At 64.6% G+C, this 26,907-nt stretch carries 24 protein-coding genes and 1 pseudogene; 19 read left to right on the top strand and 6 right to left on the bottom strand.

What is annotated here, in order from left to right:
* Positions 1-64 precede the first annotated feature (64 nt).
* The 3 genes and pseudogenes from FJ973_RS16535 to FJ973_RS16545 all read left to right on the top strand — a co-directional run bounded on the left by FJ973_RS16535 (position 65) and on the right by FJ973_RS16545 (position 2,597).
* A complete protein-coding gene (locus FJ973_RS16535; protein WP_140556771.1) occupies positions 65-361 on the top strand; it encodes a hypothetical protein in 297 nt (98 codons plus the stop codon).
* Between the two features lie 168 nt (positions 362-529).
* Positions 530-763 (top strand): annotated as a pseudogene (locus FJ973_RS16540) (hypothetical protein); the annotation flags it as partial.
* A gap of 94 nt (positions 764-857) precedes the next feature.
* A complete protein-coding gene (locus tag FJ973_RS16545; protein WP_246675893.1) occupies positions 858-2,597 on the top strand; it encodes a sulfatase-like hydrolase/transferase in 1,740 nt (579 codons plus the stop codon).
* A gap of 15 nt (positions 2,598-2,612) precedes the next feature.
* On the opposite strand, the gene FJ973_RS16550 is transcribed toward FJ973_RS16545, so the two are convergent.
* The 5 genes from FJ973_RS16550 to FJ973_RS16575 form a co-directional block, all read right to left on the bottom strand.
* A complete protein-coding gene (locus FJ973_RS16550) occupies positions 2,613-4,196 on the bottom strand; it encodes an indolepyruvate oxidoreductase subunit beta family protein (RefSeq protein ID WP_140496951.1) in 1,584 nt (527 codons plus the stop codon).
* On the bottom strand, positions 4,189-6,342 hold the full coding sequence (locus FJ973_RS16555) for an indolepyruvate ferredoxin oxidoreductase subunit alpha (RefSeq protein WP_140496953.1): 2,154 nt from the start codon (positions 6,340-6,342) through the stop codon (positions 4,189-4,191). The genes FJ973_RS16550 and FJ973_RS16555 overlap by 8 nt, the downstream gene beginning before the upstream one ends.
* A 45-nt stretch (positions 6,343-6,387) precedes the next feature.
* Complete coding sequence (locus FJ973_RS16560; protein WP_140550152.1) at positions 6,388-6,870, bottom strand: MarR family transcriptional regulator; 483 nt, start codon at positions 6,868-6,870, stop codon at positions 6,388-6,390.
* A complete protein-coding gene (locus FJ973_RS16565) occupies positions 6,870-8,441 on the bottom strand; it encodes an NAD(P)/FAD-dependent oxidoreductase (RefSeq protein WP_140556773.1) in 1,572 nt (523 codons plus the stop codon). Before FJ973_RS16565 ends, FJ973_RS16560 begins: the two co-directional genes overlap by 1 nt.
* A gap of 302 nt (positions 8,442-8,743) precedes the next feature.
* Positions 8,744-9,535, bottom strand: a complete 792-nt coding sequence (locus FJ973_RS16575; RefSeq protein WP_140496959.1) for a cyclase family protein — start codon at positions 9,533-9,535, stop codon at positions 8,744-8,746.
* 118 nt (positions 9,536-9,653) lie between these two features.
* Between FJ973_RS16575 and FJ973_RS16580 the strand changes: the two genes are divergently transcribed.
* The 13 genes from FJ973_RS16580 (at position 9,654) to FJ973_RS16645 (ending at position 23,503) form a co-directional block, all read left to right on the top strand.
* Positions 9,654-11,228, top strand: a complete 1,575-nt coding sequence (locus tag FJ973_RS16580) for an NAD(P)/FAD-dependent oxidoreductase (RefSeq protein ID WP_140556777.1) — start codon at positions 9,654-9,656, stop codon at positions 11,226-11,228.
* A gap of 112 nt (positions 11,229-11,340) precedes the next feature.
* Positions 11,341-12,870 carry an ABC transporter substrate-binding protein gene (locus FJ973_RS16585; protein WP_140556779.1) on the top strand — a complete coding sequence of 510 codons (1,530 nt, stop codon included), beginning with the start codon at positions 11,341-11,343 and terminating at the stop codon, positions 12,868-12,870.
* An 88-nt stretch (positions 12,871-12,958) separates the two neighbouring features.
* Positions 12,959-13,966 (top strand): ABC transporter permease, encoded by a 1,008-nt coding sequence (locus FJ973_RS16590; RefSeq protein ID WP_140523763.1) that lies wholly within the window; start codon positions 12,959-12,961, stop codon positions 13,964-13,966.
* On the top strand, positions 13,959-14,807 hold the full coding sequence (locus FJ973_RS16595) for an ABC transporter permease (RefSeq protein WP_140523761.1): 849 nt from the start codon (positions 13,959-13,961) through the stop codon (positions 14,805-14,807). Before FJ973_RS16590 ends, FJ973_RS16595 begins: the two co-directional genes overlap by 8 nt.
* The gene (locus FJ973_RS16600; RefSeq protein WP_140556781.1) at positions 14,804-15,682 is read left to right on the top strand and encodes an ABC transporter ATP-binding protein; all 879 of its coding nucleotides are present in this window, start codon (positions 14,804-14,806) and stop codon (positions 15,680-15,682) included. Before FJ973_RS16595 ends, FJ973_RS16600 begins: the two co-directional genes overlap by 4 nt.
* A complete protein-coding gene (locus FJ973_RS16605; RefSeq protein ID WP_140556782.1) occupies positions 15,675-16,511 on the top strand; it encodes an ATP-binding cassette domain-containing protein in 837 nt (278 codons plus the stop codon). Before FJ973_RS16600 ends, FJ973_RS16605 begins: the two co-directional genes overlap by 8 nt.
* 80 nt (positions 16,512-16,591) lie before the next feature.
* Entirely contained in the window at positions 16,592-17,191 is a 600-nt protein-coding gene (locus tag FJ973_RS16610) for a VOC family protein (RefSeq protein ID WP_140556784.1), read from the top strand.
* Between the two features lie 141 nt (positions 17,192-17,332).
* The gene (locus FJ973_RS16615) at positions 17,333-19,627 is read left to right on the top strand and encodes a bifunctional salicylyl-CoA 5-hydroxylase/oxidoreductase (protein WP_140556786.1); all 2,295 of its coding nucleotides are present in this window, start codon (positions 17,333-17,335) and stop codon (positions 19,625-19,627) included.
* Entirely contained in the window at positions 19,624-20,397 is a 774-nt protein-coding gene (locus tag FJ973_RS16620) for an SDR family NAD(P)-dependent oxidoreductase (protein WP_140556788.1), read from the top strand. The genes FJ973_RS16615 and FJ973_RS16620 overlap by 4 nt, the downstream gene beginning before the upstream one ends.
* Positions 20,391-20,861, top strand: a complete 471-nt coding sequence (locus FJ973_RS16625; RefSeq protein ID WP_140556790.1) for a MarR family transcriptional regulator — start codon at positions 20,391-20,393, stop codon at positions 20,859-20,861. Before FJ973_RS16620 ends, FJ973_RS16625 begins: the two co-directional genes overlap by 7 nt.
* On the top strand, positions 20,858-21,670 hold the full coding sequence (locus FJ973_RS16630) for an enoyl-CoA hydratase family protein (RefSeq protein ID WP_140556792.1): 813 nt from the start codon (positions 20,858-20,860) through the stop codon (positions 21,668-21,670). The genes FJ973_RS16625 and FJ973_RS16630 overlap by 4 nt, the downstream gene beginning before the upstream one ends.
* Before the next feature lie 231 nt (positions 21,671-21,901).
* On the top strand, positions 21,902-23,050 hold the full coding sequence (locus tag FJ973_RS16640; RefSeq protein WP_140556794.1) for an acyl-CoA dehydrogenase family protein: 1,149 nt from the start codon (positions 21,902-21,904) through the stop codon (positions 23,048-23,050).
* Between the two features lie 57 nt (positions 23,051-23,107).
* Positions 23,108-23,503: a RidA family protein gene (locus tag FJ973_RS16645; RefSeq protein ID WP_140556796.1), complete on the top strand. Its 396-nt coding sequence runs from the start codon at positions 23,108-23,110 to the stop codon at positions 23,501-23,503.
* A gap of 91 nt (positions 23,504-23,594) precedes the next feature.
* Here FJ973_RS16645 and FJ973_RS16650 read toward each other — a convergent pair whose 3' ends face one another.
* Entirely contained in the window at positions 23,595-24,689 is a 1,095-nt protein-coding gene (locus FJ973_RS16650) for an LLM class flavin-dependent oxidoreductase (RefSeq protein ID WP_140556798.1), read from the bottom strand.
* Between the two features lie 125 nt (positions 24,690-24,814).
* Between FJ973_RS16650 and FJ973_RS16655 the strand changes: the two genes are divergently transcribed.
* From FJ973_RS16655 to FJ973_RS16660, 3 genes are all read left to right on the top strand, one after another.
* Positions 24,815-25,591 (top strand): HpcH/HpaI aldolase/citrate lyase family protein, encoded by a 777-nt coding sequence (locus FJ973_RS16655; protein ID WP_140556799.1) that lies wholly within the window; start codon positions 24,815-24,817, stop codon positions 25,589-25,591.
* Positions 25,592-25,805: 214 nt separating this feature from the next.
* A complete protein-coding gene (locus FJ973_RS31605) occupies positions 25,806-25,937 on the top strand; it encodes a hypothetical protein (protein ID WP_263486784.1) in 132 nt (43 codons plus the stop codon).
* 90 nt (positions 25,938-26,027) lie between these two features.
* On the top strand, positions 26,028-26,825 hold the full coding sequence (locus FJ973_RS16660) for an ABC transporter substrate-binding protein (protein WP_140496991.1): 798 nt from the start codon (positions 26,028-26,030) through the stop codon (positions 26,823-26,825).
* Positions 26,826-26,907: the final 82 nt, after the last annotated feature.

Consider the following 26,907-nt stretch of genomic DNA (forward strand, 5'->3'; position numbering starts at 1 on the left):
GCACACCTGCCGGACCGCTTGGTGCGAACAGGTTTTCAACTTCGAGACCATTTGGAGTATCGTCATGAACCGTCTGACACAATACGCGGCCGCCGCCGCGCTTGCCTTGACCGGAACGGCCGCGACCGTTGCGGCGGCATCCGCCACGCCGATGCTGGCCCAGCCAAGCGCCCCGGCGCTGATCGAGCATGTGGCATGGGGTTGCGGCCCCGGCTGGCATCCCAACCACTGGGGGCGCTGCGTGCCCAATCGGGGGGTTGTGTATCAGCGTTATTACCGGCCCGGCCCGGTCTTCCACGTCTGGCACCCCCATCCTGTCTGGCACCCACATCGGGTCTGGCACCGCTGGCGTCACTGGTAAGCGTGCGCGGGGGCCAGCCGCTTCACCGGCCTGGCCCCTCGACCGCAGCAACCGATCCGACCTGAGCGCATCGCGCCGAAAACGGGTTCATGCGCCGCGCTGGGCCTGAACAAGGAGCTGACGTGGCTATCCCGGCCAAAGGCTCCATGCCGCCGGATGCCGCCCTGGTCGGTGGTGCTGCTCGCCGGCGGCGCGATCAAGGGCGGCCGCGTCATAGCCGACTGGCCGGGCCTGAAGCCGGCCCAGCTCTACGAGCAGCGCGACCTGGCGCCGACCAGCGATGTCAGGGCGGTGCTGAAAGGCCTGCTCGCCGACCAGTTCGGGCTTTCGGCGGCGGTGCTCGGCGACAAGGTGTTCCCGGAGTCCGCGACGGTGAAGCCGATGCGCGATCTGGTCGTCTGAATTCCCATCGCACATGGCGATTAAGGTTAAATTTACTATGGAATTGTTCGAAAGCTGCAAATGACACAAAGCTCCCCCAAAGGAACGCAAAGACATGTTCGTGGGGAAAGCCATATCTCGACCTCAAGGGCCTTTGCGGGCCTTCTGCCATCCGCTGGCGTTGGTGCTGATCAGCCTTGCGGGCGTTTTTGGTGCCGGCCGAGCCGAGCATGAATGGCTGTCGGTGCCGTTCTCGCTGACATTGGTGGCGGCGCTCGCGGGAGCGGTGTTCCTGACATCGGGGCGTCTCGCCTTTTCCGTCTATCTCGCCTGGATGGCCGTTGCCCTGGTGACGCTGATCTCGGCGGTCAAATTCCGGATGAAGGGGTTCTCGCTGCACTTCTACGACACGATCTTCGTGTCCACGGATCCGGGAGTGTATCGCTTCCTGCTCGGCTCCTATCTCCACCTCATCCTGCCTGTCGCCGCGGCGTTGGTGCTTGGCATCGCCGCAGCGATCCTGATCTTTCGCGCCGACCGGAAGCTCGGCTGGCCCGCATCGGCGCGCGCCCTGCTTCTGGCCGTCCTCGTCACGCTGGTGCCGCTGACCTTTCCGGCCGAGGCTTCGAAGGACCGGTACTTCTACTATATGCAGGGCCGGCACATGTCGGCCTTCTTCATCTCACTGATGGATCTGCGTAACCTGGTCGTCGAGCCGGCGTTCGAGCAGCGGCTGCAGGCCGTCGCGCCACAGCCACCCTTCGCCGACACGGTCGACTGCGGCGACCGGGCAGCGCTTCCCGATATTTTCTTCGTGTTGAGCGAAAGCCAGTCCGATCCAAGCTATTTTCCGCAGATCGCCGGTGGCCCGGGATTCCTGCAGCGATTTGCACCTGCCGCTGGCGAGCCCCGCCCGATGCAGGTCGAGACGTTCGGCGGCGGCACCTGGATCAGCAATTTGTCCTTGATGACCGGGGTTTCGGCCAGCGATTTCGGCTGGCGAAGTCCCTATCTGACGATCACGCTACAGGACAAGGTCGCCGGCGCGTTGCCGGAGTTGCTGGCGCGCTGCGGCTATCGAACGGCCGTCATGACGCCTATGGACTTTACCTTCGTCAACGAGGGGCCTTTCTTGAAGTCGATCGGGTTCGAGAACGTCCTCGACATCAAGGATATCGCCGCGCCCTTCTACCATCTGCGCGACCGTTTCTATTACCACGCGGCGGAGGCATTCATCGCCAGGCACCGCCGGGAAGACGGCCGGCCACTGTTCCTCGAAATCCAGACCATGTTTCCGCACTCGCCCTATGAGGGGCGGATGGAGCCGGGATTGAAGATGGAAGGCGAGCCTTTCGCGAACGATTTCCAGGCCGGCGAATATCTGCGCCGCATGGCGATCGCGCGCGGCGACCTTCAGGATTTTCTCAAGCAGCGGGAAGCGGAGGCCGGCAGGCGCGGCGCCGTGGTGCTCGAATTCGGCGACCACCAGTCCTCGGCGACCAAACCGTTTGTCGATGCGACCGCAGGCAGTGACGCGCTGGCCAAGCTTGACTCGCTCGCCTATCGCACCTTCTACACCCTCACGACCTTCCATCATCCACTGCGTCACCCGATGCCCGATATGGCGTCGCTCGATCTTGCCTTTCTCAGCGCAAGCCTGCTCGATGCCGCCGGCCTGCCGATGTCACCCGTCATGTCTGATCTGGTGCGGTTGCGTAACCATTGCGGCGGCAGGTTCCATGGCTGTGCTGACCGGGCCGAGGTGGATGCACATCTGCGCCGCCGCGCCGATTCAGGACTGCTGCATCTTTTCCCGCAAGCTGCGCCGCTTCATTCACAAGTCGAAACACGGTGACGGCGCGACGCGGCCTCAGTGTGTCGGCCCGGCCCCCAGCGTCGCCACCGTCTTGAGGGCGCCGTCGAGCATGTCGCCCTTCTCGTCCTTCAGCGCCGCCTCGCGCAACCGCCTGATCCAGTCAGCGGCGTCGGCGCGCCCCTTGAGCAGGTCGAGCGCCGACAGCACGCGGTCGAACTTCGACTGGGCACGGACATGGGTGTCGCTGTAGCCCTTGATCAGCCGGCGGCAGTTCAGGATCTCGACGGCCAACGCATAGTCCTCACGCGCATGGCCCAGCGCCAGCGCGTACCAGCTCTCCAGATGCGCGGCTTCTACCTTGTGGCGCAGCAGGCGGCGGCGCCAGCGGCGCAGGCCGCCGATGAACCACAGAGCGGTGAAACCGGCAAAACTATCGGTACGGATGCGCCGGCCGCGATTGATGCGACGGTCAAGGAAGGCGGCGAGCTTCGGCCGGTTCTCGATGTAGCTGCCCAGCCCCGCCGGCAGCGTGCCGCAGAACTCCTCGATGCGCGGATGGAAATACTCGGTCACCTGCAGGACCGAGCCATCCCTGACGCCGACCTCCTTGCGCACGCGCCTGTCGCGGGTCGAGCGCGTCTTCAGGTCGGCGACGCGGATCATGTCGTCGTAGCATAGGGCGTTCGCCAAATGCTTGGCGGCGGCGATCGAGAGGGCATAGGCTCGATCAGGCCCGTCCAGCACGACGGCTTTGTCCAGGCGGTCGAGATATTCGCGTCCGTAGGCAATGTCCTGATAGTCCACGACCTTTCGCAGACCGCGCAGCGCCATGTCGCGCACCGCCACGGGCATCACGTCGATGCGGGCGGCCAGGGCCTGCCAGCCTCGCAGGAGGTCTTGCGGGCCACTCACCTGTCCAGCGGCCAGGGCGGAGCCGACGACAGCTGCTTCCGCCGGTTTTGGCGCAGCCGATGATGCCGTGCCGCGCGCGCGATCATAGGCGGCGGCGAAGGCGGCGAGGCTGGCCTTGACGCCGCGGCCACCGGCGCCGATCGCCTCCTGGTAGCTTTCGCGCGTGAACGGCAGAGCGTCGGAGCCGGCCAGCGCGCCAAGCAGACTGGCCGAGATCATCGAGCCGCTGTCGGCGGCGATCTTTTCCATATCGAAAGCGATGAAGCGCTTCGATGCGGCTTCAGCCGTCGCGTGCACCTTCGACGACGACGCCCTGCCGTCGCCGGGCTCGATCTTTTCCGATACGGCGGCGATGCGGTGCGAGGAAGTGATCAGCGTCGTGCGGTCGGGAGTGACAAAGCCGCGGATAATGGCGCGGCCGGCTTCCATCAGCTCGGCAGCGATCAAAATGTCGACGTCGCCTTGTGAGGGCGACAGCGCGAAGACCGGCAGGCGGCCGGTGTCACGGGCCATCTCGACATAGTAGATGGTGGCGCCGGTGCGCTGGGCGACGCCGGCCACCGAGGTCGATTGCGCGACGTAACCGTTGCGCTCCGCGACGTCGGTGATCCAGTCGGCAAGCACGCCGCCGCCCTGGCCGCCGACGGCAAGCACCGCAAGCTTGATAACGCGTTCGTCGGCGGCGGCGCCAGCCTTCGGGCGCAGTGTAGCGTTGGGATCAAGCATCGGCGAACATCAGACGGCGGCCCTCGCGGCGACGCTGCAAAAGGCCAATGACCGCGCGCCGGGTGCTCTCGAGGACGCGGTCCCAACGGCTCGGATTGTGCACGACGTCGGCGCGATAAAAGGACGGGCACAGCACCGCCGCGTCCGCCACCTCGCCGCAATTGCCGCAGCCGACGCAGTTCTGGTCGATGCTTGCGACAGGATCGTCGCGCAGCGGATCGTCGAGCGACTTCACCGACAGCGACGGGCAGCCGGACAGCCGCATGCAGGCGTGGTCGCCGGTGCAGATATCCTCGTCGACACCGAACTTCGGCTTGACGACGCGCGTCCCACCCTTGATCGCCTTGTCGACCAGGGGCTTTTCGCGGCGCTGGCGGTTGAGCATACATTCCGACGAGGCGACGATGACTTTCGGGCCTTTCTCGTCCGTGGTCAGCGCCTCGCGCAGCGTGTCCTGCATCTTGCCGACGTCATAGGTGCGGTCGACATGGCGCAGCCACTTGACGCCCATGCCTTTCACGGCCTCGGTGATGGGATGCTTCGTCGACTTGGTCTTGTTGCCGGCGCGAGACGACAGGATATCCTGTCCTCCCGTCGCGGCCGAGTAGAAATTGTCGACGATGACGATGACGCCGTCGTTCTTGTTGAACACCGCGTTGCCGATCGAGGAGGTCAGGCCGTTGTGCCAGAAGCCGCCATCGCCGACGAAGGAGATCGAGCGGCGCTTGGCGTCGGGTGAATTGAAGGCCGAGGCCGAGGCCGGGCCGAGCCCGTAGCCCATTGTGGTGGCGCCGAGTTCGAAGGGCGGCATGATCGAGAACAGGTGGCAGCCGATGTCGGACGCGATGTGGTGCTTGCCGAGTTCCTGTTCGACCAGTTTTGTCGCGGCAAAGATCGGCCGCTCCGGGCAGCCGATGCAGAAACCGGGCGGTCGACCTGGAACGACATTGATCAGGTCCGCCGTGTCGACGCCGTCGCCGACCTTGTTGGGAGCCCGCACTTCGCCGGGCAGAAGATGCGGCGCCTCGGTGCGCAGGAAGGCGCCGATGCCGTCGAGCATGACCTGGCCGGTATATTCGCCGGCCATAGGCAGGTGCTCCTTGCCGACCAGGCGGGTGCCACGCCCGGCCTTGTGCAGCATGGCGGCAAAGGCCTGTTCGATGTAGTTGGGCTGGCCTTCCTCGACGACCAGCACCGCCTGCTTGCCTTCGCAGAAGGACAGGAATTCGTCGTCGATCAACGGATACACGGCATTGAGCACGTAGAGCGGCACGTCGGTCTCGCCATAGGTATCGGCAAGGCCGAGCCGCTGCAAAGCGCGGATGACGGAATTGTACATGCCGCCCTGCATGACGATGCCGACGGAGCCGTGATCGGAACCGAAGATCTCGTTGATCTTGCGGCTCTTGATGAAATCCACCGCCGCCGGCCAGCGCTTCGCGACCTTCTCCTTCTCGTGCAGGAAGGAAGCGGGCGGCAGCACGATGCGGCCGGTGTCGCGGCGGGGCGCCTCCAGCGCATCGGCCACCGTCATCGGCGGCCGCTTGTTGTCTTTGGCGGTGAAATGACCGTGGACATGGCAGCAGCGGATGCGCACCTGCAGCATGACAGGCGTGTTGGAGGCCTCGGACAACTCGAAGCCGTCTTCCACGGCCTTGACGATCGAGGGCAGGTTCGGGCGCGGGTCGAGCAGCCAGACCTGGCTCTTCATGGCGAAGGCATGGCTGCGCTCCTGCATGATCGAGGAGCCCTCGCCATAGTCCTCGCCGACGATGATCAACGCACCGCCGGTGACGCCGCCGGAGGCGAGGTTGGCGAGCGCGTCGGAGGCGACGTTGGTGCCGACCGTCGACTTGAAGGTCGCCGCGCCGCGGATCGGATAATGCACCGAGGCCGCCAGCATGGCGGTGGCGGTGGCTTCCGAGGCGCTCGCCTCGAAATGCACGCCGAGTTCGCCCAGAATGTCCTGTGCATCGGCCAGCACGTCCATGAGATGGCTGATCGGCGCACCCTGGTAGCCGCCGACATAGCCGACGCCGCATTGCAGCAGCGCCTTGGTGATGGCGAGGATGCCTTCGCCGGCAAATTCCTCGCCCGCGCCGAGCCTCAGCTTTTCGACTTCCTTGGCAAAAGACCGTTCGGCCATTTTTGGCCTCCTTCCGTTGCCGCCCGGCAGCGGCGGCGCGTACGTCTAGATGTCGTGCTTGCGAATGTTCTTCAGCATCTTTTGCAGCGTGGCGATCAGCGCTGCGTATTCGGCGTCGTCGACGTCGTCGAACATGGCCTCGAAGGCGTCATGCATGGCCGGCCAGGCGCGGGTGAACTCGGCACGGCCCTCGTCGGTCAGGAACACATGGCGGATGCGGCTGTCGCTAACCCCCTGCTCGCGCCGCACAAGCCCCTGCCCCTCAAGCGTGTCGAGCGTGCGGCTCAAGGTGGACTGCTCGATCACCGTGTAGACCGAGAGGTCGTTGACGGTGACGCCGTCGGTGACCGACAGCACCGCGAGCGCCCGCACCTGCGAAATGGTCAGGCCCTGCTTGCGGAAATCGTCGCGCAAGGTGGCGTTGTAGCGGCCCATGATGCGGTTCATCAGATAGGGCGCGAATTGCTGCAGGCCGATCTGGCCCAAGGTCGAAATGCGCTGGCGCTTTTCCGCGATTTTCTGCTCCATCACAGTCTCCCCGCCAGGAGAAAGCCGGAGCCGCCGCCGAGGCCCGCGCCCGGATGGGTCGAGGCGCCGATATGGTAGAGGTTCTTGATGCCGGTCTGGTGATTGCGGCTGGTCTTGAACGGCCGCCACAGGAAGGACTGGTCGACGGTCGAGGACCCGCCATAGGGGTCGCCGCCGACCAGATTGATGTTCATCGCTTCGAGATCAGCAGGCGAATAGGCGCGGCGCGCGATGACGCTGTCCTTGAAGCCATCGATATGACTGGCAAGGATCGCTTCGGCGCGATCGGCATAGGCCTCGCGCAGCGCGTCGGTCCACTGCCCGTCCGCCGGTGCCTGCAGCTTGCCGGCGGCATCACCCTTGATGTGACGGGGAGCCTCGGGCAGTTGCAGCCACAGGATCGCCTTGCCTTGCGGGCAACGCGAGGGATCGAGCGCGTGCGGCTGGCCGACGCAGATGGTCGGCACTTCGGGCAGCATGCCCCGCACCGCCTCGTTGCAGGCCTTCGATACCCCGTCCAACCCAGGCGTCAGATGCAGCAGCGCCACCTTGTCCAACCCCTGGCCTCGCCATGAAGGCGGCTTGTCGAGGGCATAGTGGATCTGGAAATTGCCTTTGCCGTAGCGGTATTTTTGCGTCGCTTCGACGTCGGTTTTGGGGCCGTCACTGCCGAGCAGCCGACCGTAAAGCTGCGTTGGCGTGACCGAGCAGATGACGCTCTTCTTCGCATGGACGGTTTCGCCCGAGGCCAGCCGCACGCCGGTGGCGCGACCTTCGGTCAGGATGATCGAGGCAACGTCGGCCTCGGTGGAGATGACCCCGCCGCGCTCTTTGACAAGCGCCTCGAAGGCCGACAGCAGGTTCTTCGCCCCGCCCTTGACGATCGGCGCGCCCGCAGCTTCCAGCGCGAAGGCGATGACCTTGGCGATCTGGCCGGAGAAAGCATCTTCCGGCCCAAGTCCGGCATGCAGGACCCACGGTGCCCACAGCGCGCGTATGGTTTCGGACCGATAGGTGCTTTCCAGCCATCCGCGCGCCGGCACCAACGCATCGCCGAGAAAGGCGGCCAGCCCGCGCGGGCTCCGCCGCCAGGCATCACCGGCGAGCAGCTTCGCCGTCGGGTAGGTCCACAGGCTGCCGCCGAGCAGGCCGAACAGCAGCCCGGCATTGCGCTCGATGCCGCCGACATCCTCGGCGTGCTGGTCGCCGTCGCCTGCGGCGATCGCATTGAAGGCGGCGATGTTGGCGGCGCGGTCGGTGCTGAGCACGGCATGGCTGCCGTCGGGCCGCAGCACCCCCGTCGGGGTGGCCGCGTGACAGAACTCCAGGCCATGCCGGGCCAAGTCCTTGCCCAGCGCCGCGTAAGCCGGCGAGGTAATGAACAGCACGAAGGTCGTCGCCATCACATCATGGATGAAACCGGGCGCGGTGATTTCCTCGGTGCGCATGCAGCCGCCAATGCGGTCGTTGCGCTCCAGCACGAGTACCTTGGCGCCCTTGCCGCCGAGCAACGCCGCGCACACCAGCGCGTTGATGCCGCTGCCGACGATGATGTGGTCGGGGGCGTTCATGGGCGGTGGCTTTTCGTCGGCGGGTGGGATTCAATTGCGTGGGACAGCGCTCTACGGCGCCCCCCTCTGCCCTGCCGGGCATCTCCCCCACAAGGGGGGAGATTGGCCGTCATCTCGGCTTTCGCCAATTTCCAACGTCGCAGGATGGTATGCGGCGCCCGAGCCGCCAATCTCCCCCCAAGTGGGGGAGATGCCCGGCAGGGCAGAGGGGGGCGCCGTAGAGCGCCAGCGTTGCCCTTCTCCCACCTCGTCACTGCATCATCGCCCGCGCGCATGATCTTCTCCCGAAGATCCACTTCGCCCTATTTGCCCGGCACCAGCGCCAGGGCGCGGATCGGGCTGCCGGTGCCGTGCTCGATCTTGAGCGGCGCGGCGATCAGGATGGCGCCCTTCGGCGGCAATTGGTCGAGATTGCACAAGCTGGCCAGGCCGTAGCGGTTGGCCTTGTGCATCAGCGTGTGGGCCGGGAATGGCGGCTCCATGCCGCCGGCCTTGCCGGCATCGGTGCCGATCGTCTCCGAGCCCCAGCCCTTGATGTCCTTGCTGATCAGGAACTGGATTGCTTCCGCCGTCGGGCCGGGCGTGTGTGGGCCGGTCTCGTTGGCGTTGAGGAATTCGGCTTCCGAGCCGTTGCGCTTGTACCAGTCGGTGCGCATCACCACCCATTCGCCGGCGTTGATGGCGCCATGCTTGGCTTCCCACGCCTTGATGTGATCGACGGTGAGCAGGAAATCATGGTCTGCGGCGGCTTCCTTGGAGCAGTCGATGACATTGACCGGACCAATAAAGTTCTGCGCCGGAATGGTGTCGGTGGCGCCATCCGGATAATCCTTACCGCTGATCCAGTGCTGCGGCGCGTCGAAATGCGTGCCCGAGTGTTCGCCGAGCTTCAGCCAGTTCCAGGCCCACCAGGGACCATTCTTGTCGTAACGGGAGATGTTATGGATCTCGACCTTCGGCGTGTCGACGGCAAGTTCCGGCGGCAGCTTGATCAGCGGCGTGTCAGGACCGAGCGGCGCCGACAGGTCGACCACCTTGATGGCGCCTGAAAGAAGCTGGCCGGCGACTTCGCCGAGGAGTTGTTGCGTGTCCATGGTCTCTGTTCCCTCTTGTCTGATGTGCTGAAGGCTCGTCTCGGCCCTTAATATCCTACTAGACGAAAACATATGCATCTGCAATTATCTTTAAGCATAAAGGAAATGGGTGCGGGGCGTGAGCGAGTTCGACGCCATCTTTGTCGGGGCGGGCCACAACAGTCTGGCTTGCGCCGCGCATCTGGCACTCAAAGGCTGGAAAACCGGGGTTTTTGAGCGCAGTGCAACGATCGGCGGCGCCGTCCAGACCCGCGAGTTCACGCTGCCGGGTTTTCGGCACGATTTCGGTGCGATGAATCTGAGCCTGTTCGCCGGCTCGGCCTTCCACCGGAAATATGCAAATGAATTGAACGCCCACGGGCTGGAATTCGCGCCGGTCGCCGACTGTTTCGCCAGCGCCTTCCCGGACGGACGCTGGTTCGGCGTCAGCAACGATCTGGAAAAGACGGCCGCGCGCATGGCTGCCTTCTCCGCCGCCGATGCCGCCACGTGGCGCAAGCTGGTCGCCGCCTTCCCGGCGGAAGCAGAGCATCTGTTTCGCCTCTTGGGGTCACCGATGAGCGCCCGCGCCCTTGCCGGCACGGTGTGGAACCTTTGGCGCAAGAAGGGCCTTACCGGCGCGCTCGATACCGGGCGCCTGCTGCTTTCCTCGCCCCGCGCGTGGCTGGAGGAGACTTTCGAGTCGCCCCATGTGCGGGCGACGCTCGCCACCTGGGGCATGCATCTCGACTTTGCGCCCGACATCGCAGGCGGTGCCGTGTTCCCTTATCTGGAATCCATGGCCAACCAGAGTTTCGGCATGGTGCTGGGCAAGGGCGGCGCCCACACCATCATTCGTGCCTTATCGGGGATGGTCACGGGCGCCGGCGGCAAGATCTTCACCAACGCCGAGGTGGCCGAAATCACGGTTTCGGCCGGCAAGGCGACGGGTGTGCGGCTCAAGTCCGGTGAGACGCACACGGCCACCAGGGCGGTCATTGCCGGCGTTGCACCCAAGGCGTTGGCCGGCACGCTTTTGCCCAACGGTTCCGGCGACGCCGGCTTCGACACGGCGATGCAAAAATTCCGCCACGCGCCGGGCACCATGATGATCCATCTGGCGCTGGACGATCTGCCGGACTGGCGCGCCGGCGCCGAGTTGCGGCAGTTCGCCTATGTGCATCTGTCACCGTCGCTCGACGCCATGTCGCGCACCTATCAGCAGGCGATGGCGGGCGTGCTGCCGGACGAGCCGGTGCTGGTCCTCGGCCAACCAACCGCGGTCGATCCGTCGCGCGCGCCTCAAGGCAAGCATGTGCTGTGGGTGCAGGTGCGCATGCTGCCGGCAGAAATCCTTGGCGACGCCGCCGGCAAGATCACGCCCGCGCATTGGGATCAGGTCAAGGATCGCTATGCCGAGCGCGTGCTCGACATCGTCGAAACCTACGCGCCCGGCCTGCGAGCCAAGATCCTTGGCCAGGCCGTATTCTCGCCCATCGACCTCGAGCGCGAGAACCCGAACCTCGTCGGCGGCGACCAGGTTTGTGGTAGCCACCACCTGGCACAGAATTTCCTGTTTCGCCCGGCACGCGGCTACGCCGGTTGGAACACGCCTGTGGCCAATCTGCATCTCACCGGTGCCGCCACATGGCCGGGCGCCGGCACGGGTGCCGCCTCGGGCTTCATGCTGGCGCAACAGCTTGGCGGGAGGTAGCAGCCGAAAGGCATTGGGGTGGAGCAAGGCAAGGTACGGTTGCCCAGGGAACCCACTGATCAAACAACGAAGCCGTGCACGGAAAACAGAAAAACCAACAAGGGGAACGACCATGACAATCAACAGGCGCGAATTGCTCGGATACGGTGCCGCCGCACTCGGGGCGACGGCCATCGGCCTGCCGAAGATCGCCGGAGCGGCGGCCGGCGAACTGACCATCGCCTACAATGTCAACCTGCCGTCCTGGGATCCGACCACCGGACCTTCGGCGGTCAACCCGACCATCCAGGGCCTCTACCAGTCGGTGTTCGATCAGTTCATCCCGCAGAAGCCGGACCTGTCCTTCGCGCCGGGGCTGCTCACCGAGTGGGGCTGGAATGACGACCGCACCAAGATCATGATGACGGTGCGCGAGGGCGTAACCTGGCATGACGGCTCGCCGTTCACGCCCGAGGACGTGGTCTGGTCGTTGCAGCGGGCCGGCGATGAAAAGACCGGCAACCCGATCCAGTTCGTGTGGAAGAACGTCAACAACTTCAAGATCGAGGGCAACAAGATCACGGGCGATGTCGTGCAGTTCGACCCGGTCTACTTCAAGTGGATGTCGTTCCTCACGGGCTACATCATGCCGAAGGCCTATTACGAGAAGGTGGGCGCCGAAGGTTTCGAAAAGGCTCCGATCGGCACCGGCCCGTACATGGTCGAGAAGTTCGAACGCAACGCCTTCCTGCGGCTGAAGGCCAATCCGAAGTACTGGGGCGGCAAGCCGGCATTCGAGAACGTGACGATCAAATTCGTCACAGACGCGGCGAGCCGTGTCGCCGAAATCGAGTCCGGCTCCTCGCAGGTGACGCTCGAGATTCCCTATGAGGAGTATGACCGCCTGATCGCCAAGGACGGCCTTGCCGGCTCGATCAAGAATGTTTCCGACATCGGCATGATCTTCTTCAACGACGTCGAGGCGATGCTGGACAAGAACGTGCGCCAGGCAGCCGTCATGGCGGTCGACAAGGAGCTTCTGGTCAAGCGGCTGCTGCGCGGCTACGGCCAGCCGCTCGCCACGCTGGAAACGCCGGAATACGCGGCCTACGACGCGTCGATCAAGGTCGAGCACAATCCGGAAAAGGCCAAGCAATTGCTGGCCGCTTCCGGCTATTCGCCGGAGAAGCCGGTCAAGTTCACCATCCAGACGACCAAGGGCTTCAAGCCCAAGGACTACGAGATGATCCAGGCGATCGTCGGCATGTGGCGCAAGGTCGGCATCGAGGCCACCATTGAAGTCTACGAGATCGCCAAGCATTACGAATTGCGCGCCGCCGACAAGCTGGCGCCGGCGGCCTTCTACAACTGGGGCAACGCCATCGGCGACCCGACCACCTCGACCGGCTTTGCCATGTATGGACCGAGCCCGCACTCGGTGTGGGACAGCCAGGATCTGATCGACATGATCAACCCGCTGTGGGGTGAGAAGGACGAGGCCAAGCGCATCGCCGGCTGGAAGGCGGTGGACAAATACATCGCCGAGCAAGCCTATGTGCTGCCGCTGATGCAGTATGCGCAGCCGATCGTGCATGCCAAGGGCGTCAACGTCGTGCAGCATGTGTCCGGCGCGCTGTTGCCGGCCCTGATGACCCCGGCCTGATATCGGCCGGGCTTGCCGCGCGCCGTCCATAGCGTCGGCGCGCATCTTCTTTCGGCATACGAGCCTCCGGGCTCCAGCAAAGATTTACATGCTCCTGCAACGGTTCCTGATCCGTCTTTTGACGATGCTGATCACGCTGTTCGGCGTGGCCGTCGTCGTCTTTGTCGTGATCCGCATCGCTCCCGGCGATCCGATAGCCATGATGCTGCCGCCCGGCGCATCCGATGCCGATATCGCCCGGCTGCGGGCGCTCTACGGCCTCGACAAGACGATCATCGAGCAGTTCTTCATCTGGCTGTCCGGCGTCGTCAAAGGCGATTTCGGCACCTCGATCTCGCTTCGGCAAGACGTGCTCGGGCTTGTCTTCAACCGGCTGCCGGCAACGCTGGAGCTTGCCATCGTCGCGCTTGTCATGGCGGTGGCGATCGGGGGGACGACGGCCATCCTCGGCGCCCGCGAACGAGGCACGGCGGTGGAAGCCGGCATCGACATCGCCAGCGGGGCAGCACTTTCCATTCCCGATTTCCTCTGGGGCCTGGTGCTGATCCTGCTGTTCGGCGTGCTGGTGCCGATCTTCGACATTTCCGGGCGGGTCTCGCCGCAGCTAGACCTGCCCTTCGTCAGCCAGTTCTATCTGTTCGAAAGCTTGCTTCGGCTGCGCCTCGATCTCACATGGGATCTCCTGAAGCACATGCTGATGCCGGCGGTGGCATTGGCATTGCCGCTGGGGGCGATCATCTCGCAGCTGTTGAAACAGTCGCTGAAGGAAGTGCTCGACCTCGACTATGTCGTGCTGGCGCGGGTGAAGGGTTTTTCGGAAACGCAGGTCATCCTACGCGAGGCGCTGAAGAATGCCGCCCTGCCCACGCTGACGCTGGTAGGCGTGCAGTTCACCTTCCTGATCGGCGGCACGGTCATCGTCGAGCGGCTGTTTTCCTATGAGGGCCTCGGCAACATGGCGATCGACGCCGTCATCAACCGCGACCTGCCGCTGATCCAGGGCATCGTGCTGGTCTTCGCGCTGTTGTTCGTGCTGATCAATCTCGCCGTGGACATGATGTATGCGCTGCTCAATCCGAGGCTGCGCCATGGATGAGAGGCGCATCTCGAGACACGGCTCAAGCGCCAGGCTTTGGCTGGCCGGCGGCTGGCTGCTGCTGGTGCTGCTGGCGGCGATCCTGGCGCCGCTGGTCGCACCGCGGGACCCGCTCGCGCAGGATCTTATGCTCGAACGTTTGCCGCCGTTCTGGCTCGATGGCGCGGAGCCCGGCTATTGGCTGGGCACCGACAGCCTCGGCCGGGATCTCTTGTCACGCCTGATCTTCGGCGGGCGCATCGCCTTCATCGTTGCGTTCGCCGCCGCCAGCGCCGCCTGCCTTGTCGGCTCGACCCTGGGCTTGATCGCTGGCTATTTCGGCGGCTGGGCCGACCGCATCATCTCGCGCATCGTCGATGTCTGGATGGCATTCCCGCCGGTGCTGTTCGCCATCCTTTTGGTTGCCGTGCTCGGCACGGGTTTGAGCTCTGTCATCCTGGCGATCGCGATCATCGACTGGACGCGTTTCTGCCGGGTCATCCGCGCCGAGGCGATGGGCCAGTCGCGCATGGACTATGTCGAGAACGCCCGCATCGCCGGCTATGGCCGCATCGGCATCATGCTGCGCGAAGTGCTGCCCAATGTGGTGCCATCGATCGTGGCGCTGCTGTCGCTGGAAATGGGCATCGCCGTCATCGTCGAGGCGATCCTGTCCTTCGTCAACCTGTCGATCTCGACCGACGACCCGACCTGGGGCGGCATCATCGCCGAGGGCCGGCTGTCGATCCACCAGGCCTGGTGGGTGCTGGTATTCCCGCTGATCACACTGATCCTGACCGTGCTGTCGTTCAGCCAGTTCGGCGAGGCGCTGAAGACACGTTTCGATCCGGTGCTGCGATGAGCGCCTGTCTCGATATCAAGGAGTTGAGCGCCGTGCTGCCGAACGGCCAGCGCGTGCTGCGCTCGGTGTCGCTTGCCGTGCAGCCCGGCGAAGTGCGAGCACTGGTCGGTGAAAGCGGCGCCGGCAAGACGATGATCGGCAAGGCGGTACTTGGCGTCTTGCCGTCGAGCGTGCGCATCGTCGAGGGCGATATGCGGCTCGAGGGCGAAGACCTCGGCAAGCTCAACCCGAAGGCACGGCGCACGCTGATCGGCGCGCGCACCGCACTGATCCCGCAGGATCCGCTGACCGCGCTCAACCCGTCGCGCCGCATCGGCCCGCAAACGACCGACCGGCTGGTGCGCATCCTCGGCTGGAGCGGCGAGAGGGCCGAAACCCGCATCCGGCAATTGCTGGACGAGGTGCAGATCCGTGACCCCGACCGGGTACTGAAAAGCTACCCGCACGAGCTTTCCGGCGGCATGCGCCAGCGCGTGCTGATCGCCGCAGCCTTCGCCGCCGAGCCCCGGCTGATCGTCGCCGACGAGCCGACCACGGCGCTCGACGTCACCGTGCAGAAGCAGATCCTGCGGCTCATCGCTGCGTTGCAGCGCGAGCACGGCACGGCGATCCTGTTCGTCACCCACGACCTCGGCGTCGTCTCCAAGATCAGCCAGAAGGTCTCGGTGCTCTATGCCGGCAAGGTCGTGGAAGAGGCCGAAACAGCTGCCCTCTTCGCGGCACCGCAGCACCCCTACACACGGGCACTGATGGCGGCAACGCCGCGCTACACCGATCCCCTCGCCTCGCTAAAGCCGGTCGACGAGGCAGTGCTGGCCGGGCTTGCCACGGAGATTGCGGCCGCGGACCAGGCGTGGAGGCGACCGCATGGCTGAGCCGCTGTTTTCCGTGCGCGGCCTGAAAGTCGCGCTGCCCGACATGACCCGCAAGCCGCTGATCGGCCGCGCGCCGCTGGCGGAAATCCTAAAGGGCCTGGACTTTGACCTGCCCAAGGGATCGGTGACCGGCATCGTCGGCGAGTCCGGATCCGGCAAGTCGACGCTCGGCCGTGCCCTGGTACGACTGCTGGAGCCCAGCGCCGGCAGCATCAGCTTCGAGCGCCTCGACATCACGCATCTGCCGGAGGCGGAGTTGCGGCCGCTGCGCCGCGATCTGCAGATGATCTTCCAGGATCCTATGTCGTCGCTCAACCCGCGCCGCACCATTGCCAGCATCATTGCCGCGCCGCTGAAGCAGAACGGGCTTGGCGACAATCTCAGGGACCGCGTGGCCGAGGCCTTGCAGCGCGTCGGCCTGCCGCAGAGCTTCGCCGGCCGCTACCGCCACGAACTGTCGGGCGGCCAGCGCCAGCGCGTCGGCATAGCGCGCGCGCTGGCGCTGGCGCCGAAATTCGTGCTGGCCGACGAGATCGTCTCCGGCCTCGACGTCTCGACGCAGGCGCAGATCCTCACCCTTCTGGAGAAACTGGCGGAGGAGATGGGGCTGACGGTCGCCTTCATCAGCCACGATCTGTCGGTCATCCGGCGGCTGTGCCGGCAGGTCATCGTCATGCGCGAAGGCAGGATCGTCGAAGCGAGCGCGACGGACGCTCTCTTCGAAAATCCCCGACAGACCTACACGCGCGACCTGATCGCGGCCATCCCACTGCCCGAAATCGACGACGGCTGGCTGGATATTCCTTCCGCTGCCAAGGCTCCGACATGAATGCATACGCACGCCGAAAAGCGGGCTCGGATGTGCGACCGGCCAATGACAAAGCCCCGCCAAATGGAGGAGAAACTGACATGAAGACAATAATTCGAAATGCAGCACTCGCTGCCGCCATCCTCGGCAGCACCGGTATGGCGGCAGCAAGCTCGATCCCCGGCATGCGCGGGCACGACCACACCGGCATCACGGTTCCCGACATGAAGCAGGCGGTCGATTTCTTCACCGACGTGGTCGGCTGCAAGAAGGCGATGTCGTTCGGCCCGTTCGCCGACGACAAGGGCACCTTCATGCAGGATCTTCTCGGCGTCGATCCGAAGGCTGTCATCGAGCAGGTCACCATGGTTCGCTGCGGCACGGGGTCGAATATAGAGCTGTTCAAATACACCGCGCCGGACCAGAAGGACCTGACACCGAAGAACAGCGACATTGGCGGTTTTCACATCGCCTTCTATGTCGACGACGTCGCGGCGGCGAAAGCCTATCTCGAGGCCAAGGGCGTAAAGACCAGGTTGGGGCCGCTGCCGGTCAAGGAAGGACCCGCCGCCGGCCAGACCATCCTTTACTTCCAGGCGCCTTGGGGCTTGCAACTGGAAGCGATCAGCTATCCCGACGGCATGGCTTACGAGAAGAGTGCCGAGACGGTGCTGTGGAGCCCGAAGAACCCGGAAAAGTGACCCCACGGACCGCGCGTGCGGCGATGCGCGAGCGCGCGGTCCGCTATTTCGCATAATCGTTTCGGCATAAAACTTTAAGCTTGAAATATCTTGGCCCCGGCGCGATACTGAAATCAAGCAAGCGAAGAGGAGATCGCACAGATGAAGGTTGCGGTTCTCGGCGGCGGACCAGCCGGCCTTTACTTCGCCATTTCGATGAAGCTGAGGGACGCCGCGCACGATGTGACGGTTTTCGAGCGTAATCGCGCCGACGACACGTTCGGCTGGGGCGTCGTTCTGTCAGCCGAAACGCTTGAGAATCTGGCCAGGAACGATCCGGTCAGCGCCGTCTGGATCAAGAAGCATTTTGCGTATTGGGACGACATCGCCGTGGTCCATGACGGCGTGCGCACTGTATCCTCAGGCCACGGCTTCTGCGGCATCGGCCGCAAGCGGCTCTTGATCCTGTTGCAGCGGCGCGCATGCGAGCTCGGTGTCAAGCTGGTGTTCGAGACCGACATCGCCGATCCCCGGCCCTATATGGAGACGCATGACCTGGTCGTCGCCGCAGACGGGCTGAATTCCAGGGCGCGCAACAGCTTCGTCGACATCTTCAAGCCCGACATCGACACGCGCAAATGCAAGTTCGTGTGGCTCGGCACCCACCAGAAATTCGACGACGCCTTCACCTTCATCTTCGAAAAGACCGAGCATGGCTGGGTGTGGGCGCACGCCTACCAGTTCGACAGCGACACCGCGACCTTCATCGTCGAGTGCAGCGAACAGACCTGGGCCGCCTTCGGCTTCGGCGCCATGACGCAGCAGGAATCCATCGCCGTCTGCGAGCGCATCTTCGAAAAGCATCTTGGCGGCCACAAGCTGATGACCAATGCCAACCACATCAGGGGCTCGGCCTGGATCAATTTCCCGCGCGTGCTGTGCGAGCGCTGGTCGTTTGAGAATCTGGCGCTGATGGGCGACGCGGCGGCCTCAGCCCATTTCTCGATCGGCTCCGGCACCAAGCTGGCGCTCGAAAGCGCGGTTGCGCTGGCCGAGTATGTCGAAACCGAACCGGACCTCGACGCCGCCTTCCGCAAATATGAAGACGCACGCCGCACCGAGGTGCTGAAGCTGCAGTCGGCGGCACGCAATTCGCTCGAATGGTTCGAGGAGGTCGAGCGTTATCTCGGCCTCGATCCGGTGCAGTTCAACTATTCGCTGCTGACCCGCTCGCAGCGCATCAGCCACGAAAACCTGCGGCTGCGCGACGCGGAGTGGCTTGAAAGCGCGGAGGAGTGGTTCCAGCGCCAGGCGGGCGCCGGCGCCAACAGACTCCGTCGCGCGCCAATGTTCGCGCCCTTCAAGCTGCGCGACATGCGGCTCAACAACCGCGTGGTCGTGTCGCCGATGGCACAATACAAGGCTGTCGACGGCTGCCCGACGGACTGGCATTTCACGCACTATGCCGAGCGTGCCAAGGGCGGCGCCGGGCTCATCTATATCGAGATGACCTGCGTCAGTCCGGAAGGGCGGATCACGCCCGGCTGCCCGGGCTTCTATGCGCCCGAACATGAGATGGCGTGGAAACGGCTGGTCGGCTTCGTCCATGCCGAGACCGAAGCGAAGATCTGCGCACAGATCGGCCATTCCGGCGCCAAGGGTTCGACCCAGGTTGGGTGGGAAGGCACGGACGTGCCGCTCGCCTCGGGTAACTGGCCAGTCATGGCGGCATCGGCGGTCGCTTGGTCGCCGCAGAATCAGGTGCCGAAGGCGATGGACCGCGCGGACATGGACAAGGTGCGCGACGAATTCGTCGCCTCCGCCGAGATGGCGGATCGCTGCGGTTTCGACATGCTGGAGATCCATGCAGCGCACGGCTATCTGCTGTCGTCCTTCATCACCCCGGTCACCAACCGGCGTACGGACGCCTATGGCGGCTCGCTGGAAAACCGCATGCGCTATCCCCTCGAAATCTTCCACGCGGTGCGCGCCGCCTGGCCAGCGGAAAAGCCGATCTCGATGCGCATCTCGGCCAATGACTGGGTCGGCATCGAAGGGGTGACGCCCGCCGATGCGGTCGAGATCGCGCGGTTGCTGCATGAGGCCGGCGTCGACATCTGCGATGTCTCGGCCGGCCAGACTTCGATTGCCGCCAAGCCGGTCTATGGCCGCATGTTCCAGACGCCGTTTTCCGACCGCATCCGCAACGAGGTCGGCATGGCTACGATGGCGGTCGGCAACATCTATGAGCCGGACCACGTCAATTCGATCCTGATGGCCGGCCGCGCCGATCTAGTGGCGCTGGCACGCCCGCACCTTGCCGACCCCTACTGGACGCTGCACGCCGCCGTCACGCTTGGCGACCGTGGCGTCACATGGCCGGATCCTTACCTGCCCGGGCGCGACCAGCTCTACCGTCTGGCCGAGCGCGATGCGGCGGCGGGGCTGAAAGTATGAGTGCCTCGCCGAGCATCTCCGGTAGACACGCGCTGGTCACCGGTGGCGGCTCCGGCGTCGGCAGGTCAATCGCGTTGGCGCTGGCCAATGCCGGCATCGACGTCACTATCTGCGGCCGCCGCGAATCAGAGCTCGCCAAGGTGACCGGCGAAAACGCCCGCATCCACGCCATCGCCGCCGATGTCACCAACGAGGCCGCGATGGCGTCGCTCCACGAGATAGCGGAAGCCGCGCGCGGGCCATTCGACATCGTCGTCGCCAATGCCGGCATGTCCGGTAGTGCCCCGGCGCACAAGACCACCCTTGCCGACTGGCAGCGGACGCTCGACGTCAACCTGACCGGCGCCTTCCTGACAGTAAAGCCGGCGCTGGCCGGGATGGCCGCGCGCAAGACGGGTCGCATCGTCTTTATCGCCTCCACGGCGGGACTGAAAGGCTATGCCTACGTCGCTCCTTACGTCGCGGCCAAGCATGGTGTCGTCGGCCTTATGCGGGCGCTGGCGGCGGAGGTTGCGAAATCCGGCGTCACCATCAACGCCGTGTGCCCGGGTTTTGTGGAAACCGAAATGCTGGAGGAAACCATCCAGCGCATTGTCGAAAAGACCGGCCGCTTGGCTGCGGAAGCGCGCTCGAGCCTGGCCTCCACCAACCCGCAGGGCCGTTTCATCCAACCGCAGGAGGTCGCCGACGCCGTGCTTTGGCTGTGTGGCGATGCGGCGGCATCGATCACCGGACAGACGATCTCCATCTCGGGAGGCGAGACATGGTAGCCGGCCCCCTGCCCGCGCCGTCAGGACCCGGCAAGGAACGATTGCGTCTCTGGATACGACTGCTGCGCGCCTCGCGCACGATCGAGGCCGAACTGCGCGAGCGGCTGAAGAAGGAGTTCAATACGACGCTGCCGCGCTTCGACGTGATGGCCGCGCTCTACCGTGCGCCCGAAGGCATGCTGATGAGCGATTTGTCGCGCTTCCTGCTGGTGTCCAACGGCAATGTCACGGGCATCGTCGATCGGCTCGTATCCGAGGGGCTGGTCGCCCGCGCCCGCCGCAATGGCGACCGCCGCACCTCGATGGTGCGGCTGACGGATGAGGGCTCGAAGTCCTTCGCAGTCATCGCTGCCGCTCACGAGGGCTGGGTCGGCGAATTGCTGGGCAAGGTAAGCGAGGACGACGCGCGCCGGCTGACCGGCATGCTGACCTCATTCCGCAGCAACTGGGAGGGACGCGAATGAGCAAGATGGCCGGCTTCAAGCCGAAGCATTTCCTCTGGCAGGTCGAAGGCCGGATCGCCAAGGTCCGGCTCGACCGGCCGGAGCGCAAGAACCCGCTGACCTTCGACAGCTATGCGGAACTGCGCGATACGTTCCGCGACCTCGTCTATGCCGACGATGTCGATGCCGTGGTGTTCCTGCCCAATGGCGGCAATTTCTGCTCCGGCGGCGATGTCCACGACATTATCGGCCCGCTGGTAAAGATGGACATGAAGCAGCTCCTGGCCTTCACCCGCATGACCGGCGACTTCGTCAAGGCGATGCTGAACTGCGGCAAGCCGATCATCGCGGCGGTCGACGGCGTGGCGGTCGGCGCCGGCGCCATCATCGCCATGAGCTCCGACATCCGCATCGCCACGCCGGACGCCAAGACGGCATTCCTGTTCACCCGCGTCGGTCTTGCCGGCTGCGACATGGGAGCCTGCGCTATCCTGCCGCGCATCATCGGCCAGGGCCGCGCCGCCGAACTGCTCTACACCGGCCGCACCATGACGGCCGCCGAAGGCGAGCGCTGGGGGTTTTACAACAGGCTTGTAGAGGCGGCATCGCTCGAGGCCGACGCGCTGGACATGGCGGCGCGCATCGTCTCCGGCCCGACCTTCGCCCATGGCATCACCAAGACGCAGTTGAACCAGGAATGGTCGATGGGCCTCGACCAGGCGATCGAGGCGGAAGCGCAGGCGCAAGCGATCTGCATGCAGACGCGCGATTTCGAGCGGGCGTACAAGGCGTTTGTTGCCAAGGAAAAGCCGGTGTTCGAGGGGAATTGAGGATGAGCAGGTTGATGGAGACGTTGGCGGGACAGCGCCCCCCTCTGGCCTGCCGGCCATCTCCCCCTCTAGGGGGGAGATTGGCAGCTTCGGCGGCGGCAGCCATCCTGCGGCGCAGGCGATTCGCGAAAGCCGAGATGAGGATCGATCTCCCCCTTAGAGGGGGAGATGTCCGGCAGGACAGAGGGGGGCGCCGTAGAGCACGGACTCTGGAGAATAGCGGAGGCAGAAATGCCTGACCGCTCCTTCCTCGACTGGCCCTTCTTCGAAGACCGTCATCGCGAACTGGCCGGGCACCTCGAGGCATGGTGCGCGAAGAACCTGCCCGTCGATCACCATGACGTCGACACTGCCTGCCGCGAGCTGGTGCAAAAACTCGGCCGGGACGGCTGGCTGAAGCCGACGGCGCTCGACACCGACAATCCGGGACCGCTCGACGTGCGCACCTTGTGCGTCACGCGCGAGACACTGGCGCGGCATGACGGGCTTGCGGATTTCGCCTTCGCCATGCAGGGGCTCGGCACCGGAGCGCTCAGCCTGTTCGGCACGCCGGAGCAGCAGCAATGGCTTTCGAAGACGCGCGCCGGCAAGATCATTTCCGCCTTTGCGTTATCCGAACCGCGCTCAGGGTCGGATGTCGCGAGTATGGAGATGACCGCGAGCCGCGATGGTGAGGGCTATGTTCTATCGGGCGAAAAGACCTGGATCTCCAATGGCGGCATCGCCGATCTCTATGTCGTCTTCGCCCGCACAGGCGAGGCACCCGGCGCCAAGGGGCTATCCGCCTTCATCGTGCCGGGGGACAGCAAGGGCCTCGACATCGCGGAGCGCCTTGAAGTCATAGCGCCGCATCCGCTGGCACGACTGTCTTTCGATCAGGTCCGCCTGCCGGCCGCCGCACTGATCGGCAAACCGGGCGACGGCTTTCGCATTGCCATGTCGGTGCTCGACGTGTTCCGCTCGACCGTCGGCGCGGCGGCACTCGGCTTTGCACGCCGCGCGCTCGATGAAAGCATCAAGCGGGTGGCCGAACGCAAGCTGTTCGGCGCGCCAATGACCGAGCTGCAGATGGTGCAGGGCCATATCGCCGACATGGCGCTCGACGTCGATGCCGCGGCGCTTTTGGTCTACCGTGCCGCCTGGACCAAGGACATGGGCGCGGCGCGGGTAACGCGCGAGGCGGCGATGGCCAAACTGTTCGCCACCGACAAGGCGCAGGAGGTGATCGACAAAGCGGTGCAACTGCATGGCGGCGACGGCGTCCGCAAGGGTCACATCGTCGAAAGCCTGTATCGCGAGATCCGCGCGCTGCGCATCTATGAGGGTGCTTCCGACGTGCAGAAGGTGGTGATCGCGCGACAGGTGATGGGGGCGGCCTGACTCCGGTCACGTCAAGGTTTGGACTGTTTCGAACGCGGATATTGCGGAGAGTTTGAAATGCACGAGATTCTGCAGCCGGATGGCTGGGCCAAGCCGGTCGGTTACTCCAATGGCGTAGCGGCTCGCGGGCGGCTTGTCTTCGTCGGCGGACAGGTCGGCTGGAATGGGCAGTGCCAGTTCGAGACCGACGATTTCGTCGGCCAGGTGCGGCAGACGCTTCAAAATATCGTCGCGGTGCTGGCGGAGGCCGGAGCTGAGCCGCGGCACATCACGTCAATGACGTGGTATTTCACCGATAAGAGCGAATATCTGGCCAATCTCAGGGGTATAGGCGAGGCCTATCGCGAGGTGATCGGCCGGCATTTCCCGGCGATGGCCGCGATGCAGGTGATGGCGCTGGTCGAGGACCGCGCCAAGGTGGAGATCCAGGCCACCGCGGTTATTCCGGAATAATCGGCCGTCGCTTCGTCATCCTGGGTGCAGCAAGGAGCGTAGCGATACGGCGCAGACCCCAGGATGAGAAATCAGGAAGGCATGGGCCAGACTATTCTCCGCGAAGGCCGGCCTGCTCCAGCAGCGGCAGCACGTGATCGCAGAAATAGGGGAGTTCCTGCGTGTAGTTGACGAAGGACAGCGCAATGCCCTGGTAGCCATGCCCGGCAATGGCGACCATATCGGCGGCGATCGTTTCGGGCGTTCCGACCAAGGGATAGGTGCCGGCGCCGCCGGCGAAACGCTGGCGGTAGCGGTCATAGGCATACGGATCGTGCGACCGCGAGAACTCCTTCTTGCCGGCCATATGGGCATCGACCGCCTCACGGTCGGCCAGATCGACGGCATAGCGCGTGTAATAGGCCTGCGCCTCCTCCATCGTCGGCCGGCAGACGACATGCGCCACGGTGTAGACGCCGACCTCGCGGCCAGCCTTGTCGGCCCGCTCGCTGATATCGGCGACATGTTTGCCGGCATCGGCCATCTCGGAAAAGGTGGTGAACAGATAGTCGCATCTGGCGGCAGCGAAATCGCGGCCCGGACCGCCGAAAGCCGCGTTCATCGTCACCGGTCGCGGAACTTGCAGGCTGGCCGGCCGGCTCACGGCTTCCTTGAGACGATAATAAGTGCCCTCATAGTCGAGAGGTTCAGCCGACGCATAAAGCCTTTCCAAAATTTCGATCCATTCGGCGGCCTGATCATACCCCTTCTCGACCAGCGGCGTGCCGAACATGCCGAATTCCTTCGGGTTCCAGCCGCAGACGATGTTGAGGCCGGCACGGCCCTGGCTGATATGATCGACCGTCGCCAGCGCCTTGGCGGCGTACAGCGGATGCACGAGGGGCACATGCACGGTCATGAACAGGCCGATCTGCTGGGTGGCCACACTGAGCGCCGCCGCCCAGGTGAAGGTCTCGAACGACCATTCGCGCACCCTGTTGCGGCCGCCAAAGCCGCGCCAGCGCGCAATCGGCAGCAGGAATTCCAGCCCCGCGCGGTCGGCGATCTGCGCCGCCGTCAGATTGTCGTGCCAGCTTGCCGTCCAGCGTTCAGGCACATCCGATATGGCAAGGCCGCCATCGGCATTGGTCGAGAAGACGCCGAGCTTCAGTCTGTTTGGGCGGTGCAGGGGATGCGCTTTGATCATGTCCGGAACTCGCGGCGGGAGATCGACACGCTAGGCCCGCGCGAAAATATTTCAAGCCTGAAATAGCTTCGCCTCGCCGCTGTTTGCGGATATGAATTCCGGCACGACAACAAAGGGATGGAGCGATGAGCGGGTTTCGCAACAAATGCATCGGCAGGGAAAGCCTCGTCGGCTCCTTTGCCGCCATTCCGCATCCCGTTGCGGTCGAAGTGATGGCGCAGTCCGGTCTCGATTTCCTCTGCATCGATTGGGAACATGCCCAGATTTCGCGCGACATGATCGAAACAATGGTGCGCGCGGCCGATATCCATCGCGTGCCGGCCATTGTGCGCGTGCCCGGCCATGCACCGGAAGCGATCGCCGCGGCATTGGACAGCGGCGCGCAAGGCGTGCTCGTCCCACGCGTCTCGACCGCTGCCCAGGCGCAGGCGGCGGTGAAGGCCTCGCGTTATCCGCCGACCGGCGAGCGCGGCGTCGGGCCCGGGCGGGCCGCCGGCTATGGCTACCGCATCTCCGAATATCTCGCTCAGGCCAATGACAGCATCGTCGTGGCGGTTCAGGTCGAGACATCGGAAGGGCTGGCCAATATCGAGGCGATCGCCGCCGTCGAGGGTGTCGACGTGATCTTCGTCGGGCCCGGCGATCTCTCCGTATCGATCGATGCGATCGGCCCGAAAGGCGCCGACAAGCTCGCGCAAGCGATCCGCAGGATCATCGATGCGACGATCGCGCATGGCAGGACATCCGGGATCTTCTGCGCGAAGCCGCAAGATGTCGCCCAATGGGCGACACTCGGCGCCAGTTTCTTTATCCTGGCCAGCGACACGATGTTTCTGGGGGCTGGCGCTGCTGCCGGCAAAGCCAGCGCGGATGCCGAACTGGGCAGGAGCGGCCGCAGCTAGCGCTATCGAAAGGTATGCCAGGCGCCGCCGCCAACTTTTTAAGCTTAAAACTTTTGCCTTGAAAACTGCCGCGGTTTGGATAAGCATTCCTCGATCGATGGCGACTGCCGTTCCGGACGGGCTTGCCGGATATCCATCGTGGTGCATCGGGTGGGATCAAAGGGTTTCAGTCCTTGTCGTTCATGCTGCCCCCAGTCATCCTCCGACACGCGCCATGCGTGAGATGGCGTGCGCGCGCCAGATCCGCGATCCGCATACCGAGAGCATCGCCAACCTTGCCTTCCCGCCCATGTGCGTCTGCCGCGACCGGACAGCGCCCGACCGTATGGCGGCGAGCATGAATTGACGCCCCGCTGGGAGGTGGGGCGGCAAGAAACCGTGCGGGCATCAGCCCGCCCGATCAACAACCAGAGGGAACACCCCAGAGGGACCAACAATGAGCCTGACCCGTCGCAATCTCATCCTTCTCGCGGCCGCCATCGGCATCGCCGCCGGACCGGCAACCGCCTATGCCGCCGATGTGCTCAATGTCGGCGCCTACCCGACCAACCCTCCGTTCGAGTACAAGAACGAGAGTGGCACTTTCGAGGGCTTTGAAGTCGACATCGTCAACGAAGCGGCAAAGCGCGTCGGCATGACCACCGACATCGCCGATCTCGGCTTCCAGGCGCTGTTCGCCGCCACCACCTCGAAGCGCATCGATGTCGCCATCTCGTCGATCACCATCACGCCGGAGCGGCTGAAGTCGCAGTCGTTCACGCAGCCTTACTATGATTCCGACATGGGCATCGCCACCAAGACCGACAGCCCGATCAAGGCCGAGGCCGACCTCAAGGGCAAGATCGTCGGCGTGCTGTCCGGCTCGACCGGCGAGACCTGGGTCAAGGCGCATCAGGAGGCCGATGGCCTCAGCGATGTTAAGGGCTATGACACACAGCAGAACCTTTTGCTCGACCTCAGCGCCGGGCGCATCGACGCGGCTGTCAGCGACATTCCGGGCATGCAGTACTCCTTCACCAAGATGAAGGATCTCACCGTCAAGGAACGCATCAAGACCGGCGAACAGTACGGGCTGATGATGACCAAGGACCACCCGCTGCTCGGCAAGCTCAACGACGCGCTGACGGCAATGAAGAAGGACGGCACGCTGGCCGCGATCCACAAGAAGTGGTTCGGCAGCGACGCGCCCGCCGATTCCTCGACCGCCAAGGAAATGCCGGTGCCGAAGGCCTGAGCGGCGGCCGCCAAGGAGAACGTGCCGGCTCGAAAGGCCGGCACGTTCCGTTTGATACATAGTCTCCCGGAACCAGCGCGGC

Origin of the sequence: Mesorhizobium sp. B2-1-3, from assembly GCF_006442495.1 — a bacterium.
Lineage (GTDB): Bacteria > Pseudomonadota > Alphaproteobacteria > Rhizobiales > Rhizobiaceae > Mesorhizobium.

Excerpts from the sequence above, each read along its gene's own strand:
- FJ973_RS16545 (WP_246675893.1), top strand. The coding sequence starts at position 858 with ATGTTCGTGGGGAAAGCCATATCTCGACCTCAAGGGCCTTTGCGGGCC.
- FJ973_RS16600 (WP_140556781.1), top strand. The coding sequence starts at position 14,804 with ATGAGCGCCTGTCTCGATATCAAGGAGTTGAGCGCCGTGCTGCCGAAC.
- FJ973_RS16620 (WP_140556788.1), top strand. The coding sequence starts at position 19,624 with ATGAGTGCCTCGCCGAGCATCTCCGGTAGACACGCGCTGGTCACCGGT.
- FJ973_RS16610 (WP_140556784.1), top strand. The coding sequence starts at position 16,592 with ATGAAGACAATAATTCGAAATGCAGCACTCGCTGCCGCCATCCTCGGC.
- FJ973_RS16555 (WP_140496953.1), bottom strand. The coding sequence starts at position 6,342 with ATGGCCGAACGGTCTTTTGCCAAGGAAGTCGAAAAGCTGAGGCTCGGC.
- FJ973_RS16625 (WP_140556790.1), top strand. The coding sequence starts at position 20,391 with ATGGTAGCCGGCCCCCTGCCCGCGCCGTCAGGACCCGGCAAGGAACGA.
- FJ973_RS16630 (WP_140556792.1), top strand. The coding sequence starts at position 20,858 with ATGAGCAAGATGGCCGGCTTCAAGCCGAAGCATTTCCTCTGGCAGGTC.
- FJ973_RS16660 (WP_140496991.1), top strand. The coding sequence starts at position 26,028 with ATGAGCCTGACCCGTCGCAATCTCATCCTTCTCGCGGCCGCCATCGGC.
- FJ973_RS16650 (WP_140556798.1), bottom strand. The coding sequence starts at position 24,689 with ATGATCAAAGCGCATCCCCTGCACCGCCCAAACAGACTGAAGCTCGGC.
- FJ973_RS16605 (WP_140556782.1), top strand. The coding sequence starts at position 15,675 with ATGGCTGAGCCGCTGTTTTCCGTGCGCGGCCTGAAAGTCGCGCTGCCC.
- FJ973_RS16565 (WP_140556773.1), bottom strand. The coding sequence starts at position 8,441 with ATGAACGCCCCCGACCACATCATCGTCGGCAGCGGCATCAACGCGCTG.
- FJ973_RS16655 (WP_140556799.1), top strand. The coding sequence starts at position 24,815 with ATGAGCGGGTTTCGCAACAAATGCATCGGCAGGGAAAGCCTCGTCGGC.
- FJ973_RS16615 (WP_140556786.1), top strand. The coding sequence starts at position 17,333 with ATGAAGGTTGCGGTTCTCGGCGGCGGACCAGCCGGCCTTTACTTCGCC.
- FJ973_RS16645 (WP_140556796.1), top strand. The coding sequence starts at position 23,108 with ATGCACGAGATTCTGCAGCCGGATGGCTGGGCCAAGCCGGTCGGTTAC.
- FJ973_RS16535 (WP_140556771.1), top strand. The coding sequence starts at position 65 with ATGAACCGTCTGACACAATACGCGGCCGCCGCCGCGCTTGCCTTGACC.
- FJ973_RS16550 (WP_140496951.1), bottom strand. The coding sequence starts at position 4,196 with ATGCTTGATCCCAACGCTACACTGCGCCCGAAGGCTGGCGCCGCCGCC.
- FJ973_RS16585 (WP_140556779.1), top strand. The coding sequence starts at position 11,341 with ATGACAATCAACAGGCGCGAATTGCTCGGATACGGTGCCGCCGCACTC.
- FJ973_RS31605 (WP_263486784.1), top strand. The coding sequence starts at position 25,806 with ATGCGTGAGATGGCGTGCGCGCGCCAGATCCGCGATCCGCATACCGAG.
- FJ973_RS16640 (WP_140556794.1), top strand. The coding sequence starts at position 21,902 with ATGCCTGACCGCTCCTTCCTCGACTGGCCCTTCTTCGAAGACCGTCAT.
- FJ973_RS16575 (WP_140496959.1), bottom strand. The coding sequence starts at position 9,535 with ATGGACACGCAACAACTCCTCGGCGAAGTCGCCGGCCAGCTTCTTTCA.
- FJ973_RS16590 (WP_140523763.1), top strand. The coding sequence starts at position 12,959 with ATGCTCCTGCAACGGTTCCTGATCCGTCTTTTGACGATGCTGATCACG.
- FJ973_RS16595 (WP_140523761.1), top strand. The coding sequence starts at position 13,959 with ATGGATGAGAGGCGCATCTCGAGACACGGCTCAAGCGCCAGGCTTTGG.
- FJ973_RS16560 (WP_140550152.1), bottom strand. The coding sequence starts at position 6,870 with ATGGAGCAGAAAATCGCGGAAAAGCGCCAGCGCATTTCGACCTTGGGC.